Source organism: Microcystis sp. M49636_WE2 (genome assembly GCF_030065375.1).
In the GTDB taxonomy this organism is placed as follows: Bacteria; Cyanobacteriota; Cyanobacteriia; order Cyanobacteriales; family Microcystaceae; genus Microcystis; species Microcystis aeruginosa_C.
The window spans coordinates 1-3,310 of the sequence record NZ_JASJFG010000676.1 but is presented as its reverse complement, the minus strand read 5'-3'; the positions used below and the strand labels follow the sequence as shown (position 1 = coordinate 3,310).

At 41.5% G+C, this 3,310-nt stretch carries 5 protein-coding genes; 4 read left to right on the top strand and 1 reads right to left on the bottom strand.

Going from position 1 to position 3,310, the window contains the following annotated elements:
• From PX484_RS15590 to PX484_RS15575, 4 genes are all read left to right on the top strand, one after another.
• On the top strand, nt 1–160 hold a 160-nt coding region (locus PX484_RS15590), incomplete at its 5' end, for a type II toxin-antitoxin system HicA family toxin (protein ID WP_288104615.1).
• Between the two features lie 11 nt (nt 161–171).
• Nucleotides 172–468 (top strand): type II toxin-antitoxin system HicB family antitoxin, encoded by a 297-nt coding sequence (locus tag PX484_RS15585; protein ID WP_287767238.1) that lies wholly within the window; start codon nt 172–174, stop codon nt 466–468.
• 564 nt (nt 469–1,032) lie between these two features.
• On the top strand, nt 1,033–1,167 hold the full coding sequence (locus PX484_RS15580; RefSeq protein ID WP_255420522.1) for a hypothetical protein: 135 nt from the start codon (nt 1,033–1,035) through the stop codon (nt 1,165–1,167).
• 172 nt (nt 1,168–1,339) lie between these two features.
• The gene (locus tag PX484_RS15575) at nt 1,340–2,341 is read left to right on the top strand and encodes a pentapeptide repeat-containing protein (protein ID WP_288104612.1); all 1,002 of its coding nucleotides are present in this window, start codon (nt 1,340–1,342) and stop codon (nt 2,339–2,341) included.
• 362 nt (nt 2,342–2,703) lie between these two features.
• Here the strand turns inward: PX484_RS15575 and PX484_RS15570 are convergent.
• Nucleotides 2,704–3,310 (bottom strand): ACP S-malonyltransferase (locus PX484_RS15570; protein WP_288104610.1); only part of this gene is annotated, 607 nt, incomplete at its 5' end.

Here is a 3,310-nt window from a genome sequence, read left to right as displayed (position 1 = left end):
GAAGGATGAGGGATGGTATCAAGTAGGTACAACAGGAAGTCATCATCATTTTAAACATCCCCATAAAAAAGGGAAAGTGACTGTTCCTCACCCTAAAAAGGATATTCCCCTTAAAACCCTAATCAGTATCGAAAAACAAGCAGGTATTAAATTACGATAAAGGAGAAATCAATGATTAATTATTTGGCCACCGTTCATAAAGATAACCATAGTGATTATGGGGTACAATTTTATGACTTTCCCGGTTGTATTAGTGCAGGAGAAACCATCGAAGAAGCGAAAAAAATGGCAACTGAAGCCTTAAAAGGTCATATTTCCTTTATGTTGGCAGATGGGGACGAAATTCCCACCCCTAGCACCCTCGAAACCATTTTAACCGACGCGGATCATCAAGATGCGATCGCTTTTCTACTCATTCAGGTATCAGAAGCTATTTTAAACCATCAGGAATTGTGTGTAAAAAACTAGGTGCAGTCCCTAGCTTGGTTTGAGGGAATAAATATGTTAAAGAAAACCTCTCAATTCTCAGGGAAAAGCGCAACCCAACAGCCAAAATCTAAATCTGTCTGAATCTTTTTGTTGGGTTTCCTTGGGTCAACCCAATCGACGATAATTGCTATGATTACTATAATTCGACCTTTTCCGTTTACCATCGACAATTTAGTTGACTTCCACAGCAGCTCTAATCCCATCTTTAAAAAATCAATTGACCGATATTTATCTCCTCAATCTGCCCCCAGTCTCAGACAATATTGAGATGACCAGTCTATACAATTATCCCCTAGGGAAAATCAAGCCTTTTGGCGAATTGATGAAAAAGCCATTAACCCCTCTTGCCAAAACAGACCACAACCTGATAGACTCATTAAACCAAGGCTTCAGGGAATAGGATCGGGCAGTTCATCCCTAAGAGGGATTGACTTTGACGAAGTTTTATGATTGCTCAACTGGAGAGTCCCCGAAATCTGGTGATTAAGAGTTTTAGCCTCTTGGCTACCGGACTGACTAAGCAGACCTAACAAATTCAACTGTATGATACCGAGTCAAGACATCGGCGAGGCAGTAGATTCAGTCAGAAAAACTGACGCACAAGACTTCTCTAATTTAATGCCTAGACCTGGCTGGCAACAAGTGGCAGGTTTAGGTAGAGGTTGTTTTTGGTATTGAACCCCGATTCTTGTAGTTATTTACCCGTTTTAGTGATTGCCAATAGGGATTTTAAGCCCGTAATTGGTTGAAAATTTCTATTTATTCGCAAAAATTCCCAGTCGCTCCCTGTTCAGTAATTTTCCCCAACCCATTCTCTGGAAATCACCTTCCAGAACAATTTAGTTATTTTATGAGTAGTAATGCCTTAACCGATCGTGAACATCTAATCGAACTGTATAATCGAGGTGAACGCAACTTTGCGGAAGTCAGACTTAGCGGAGTCAATTTAAAGAGACAGTGTTTAAACCAGATTAACCTAAGTCATAGTTACTTAAAACGAGCCAATTTAGCCGAAGCTTGTTTAATTAACGCTAATTTCAAGGACGCTTCCCTCGAAGAAGTTAATTTAAGCAAAGCTTGTCTTATCGATGCTAACCTGACTAAAGCCGACCTTTCCGGGGCAAATTTGCGCCAAAGTCAACTAAGCGGCGCAATTTTGAGTAATACCATTCTCAAAAAGGCTGATTTAAGTTCTGCCTGTTTAATTCACAGTAGCTTACTTTTTGCTCAACTGTTGAAAGCGAATCTCGAAGCGGCTAATCTCACCTCAGCCACTTTAACCCATGCCATGGCGGGGAAAGCTAACCTAAAACGGGCTATTCTCACTCGTGCTATTCTTAGCTCTGCTAATCTTAGCCATGCTAACTTAAAAGAGGCTAACCTAATTCGAGCCTATCTCTATCAAGCTAATCTGGAAAACTGCCATCTTCAATACGCCGACCTCAGCTATGCCGATTTGCGCGGGGCGGATTTACGGGGGGCGGATTTACGTTATGCTAACCTCGAAGGTGCTAATCTGACGGGAGCTAACCTCAATTGTAGCGATTTTGAGGGAGCTAACTTAACTGGAGCCGATTTAAGCAAAACTGACGCTAATAAAGCCAATTTTCGCCAAGCTAACTTAACCGGTTGTAATCTGCTCGGCGCTAATTTAGCCTCCGCTAACCTTTCCGGTGCTAATCTACACCAAGCGGGATTACTCTTGAGTTATTTAGTGGGAAGCAATCTTAAACGAGCTAATCTCAAACAAGCTAACTTAATTGGCGCGATTTTAACCGAAAATAATCTTCTTTCTGCTTCCCTCGAAGAAACTATTCTTCCTAACGGTAGTCGCGGTAATCTCCTTTCCTAATATAGCAATTTCCATAGTTGTGAGGTACAGAGTCTTAGGTTTTGAGGAGTCAGGAGTCAGGAGTCAGGAGTCAGGAGTCAGGAGTCAGGAGTTAAGATTTTGGTGTACCTCATGAGATTGGGAAACGCTATATTCCTAGAAAAACCTGGTTGTAGAGACTTTTCTGCCGAGGTTTCTATAACCGTGGGGAGTGGGGAGACCACTTCGTGCGCGTTGCGGGGGGGAGATGGGAGAATAACTAGGGTCTGCTGAAAAAGTTTTTGCCGCAAACCCTATGATAGTTTCCTAAAAAAATACCTAACCAAATTTTTGGCTAGGTATCCATCAATTTACTTCCTTTGTCGAAAATGTTGCTAGATAATTTAACCAACACCAATTAATGAACCCCGGAATATAACATCGTCGCTACCCTTGGATATATCGGCTAATTGACTGATATTTTCTAACTCAATTGCAGGAACAGTTCGTTTAATTAAACCAGTTAAAACTTTACCCGGACCCACTTCGATCGCTTTTTCCGCACCCACATCTGGCAATTTCAACATAATTTCTCGCCAGCGAACCGAGCTAGTCATCTGCCAGATCAGATATTTTTTTAATTCTTCCCCGTCCTGGGTAGGATTGCTCGGATCGACATTAGAAATCACAGGAACTTTTGCAGCCCGAAAATTAACTAATTCTAAAATTTGCTGAAATTGAATGGCAGCATTTTCCATCAAGGGAGAGTGAAAAGCGCCAGATACTTTTAACTGCATAACCCGCTTAACTTTCACTTGACCTAATACCAAATCCACCGCTTCAGGAGTCCCAGAAATTACCACTTGTTCAGCACTATTATCATTAGCAATAACTACATTTTCCGTCTGATTAATCACTGTCTCTAGACTGGTGCGATCAAATTTCATTAAGGCGGCCATTTTACCACCTTCGGCCGCATCCATCAAACGGGAACGGTTTTGAACTAGATTT

Bases quoted from the DNA above. Each gene is read 5' to 3' on its own strand.
- PX484_RS15580 (WP_255420522.1), top strand. From the start codon at position 1,033: ATGATACCGAGTCAAGACATCGGCGAGGCAGTAGATTCAGTCAGAAAA.
- PX484_RS15575 (WP_288104612.1), top strand. From the start codon at position 1,340: ATGAGTAGTAATGCCTTAACCGATCGTGAACATCTAATCGAACTGTAT.
- PX484_RS15585 (WP_287767238.1), top strand. From the start codon at position 172: ATGATTAATTATTTGGCCACCGTTCATAAAGATAACCATAGTGATTAT.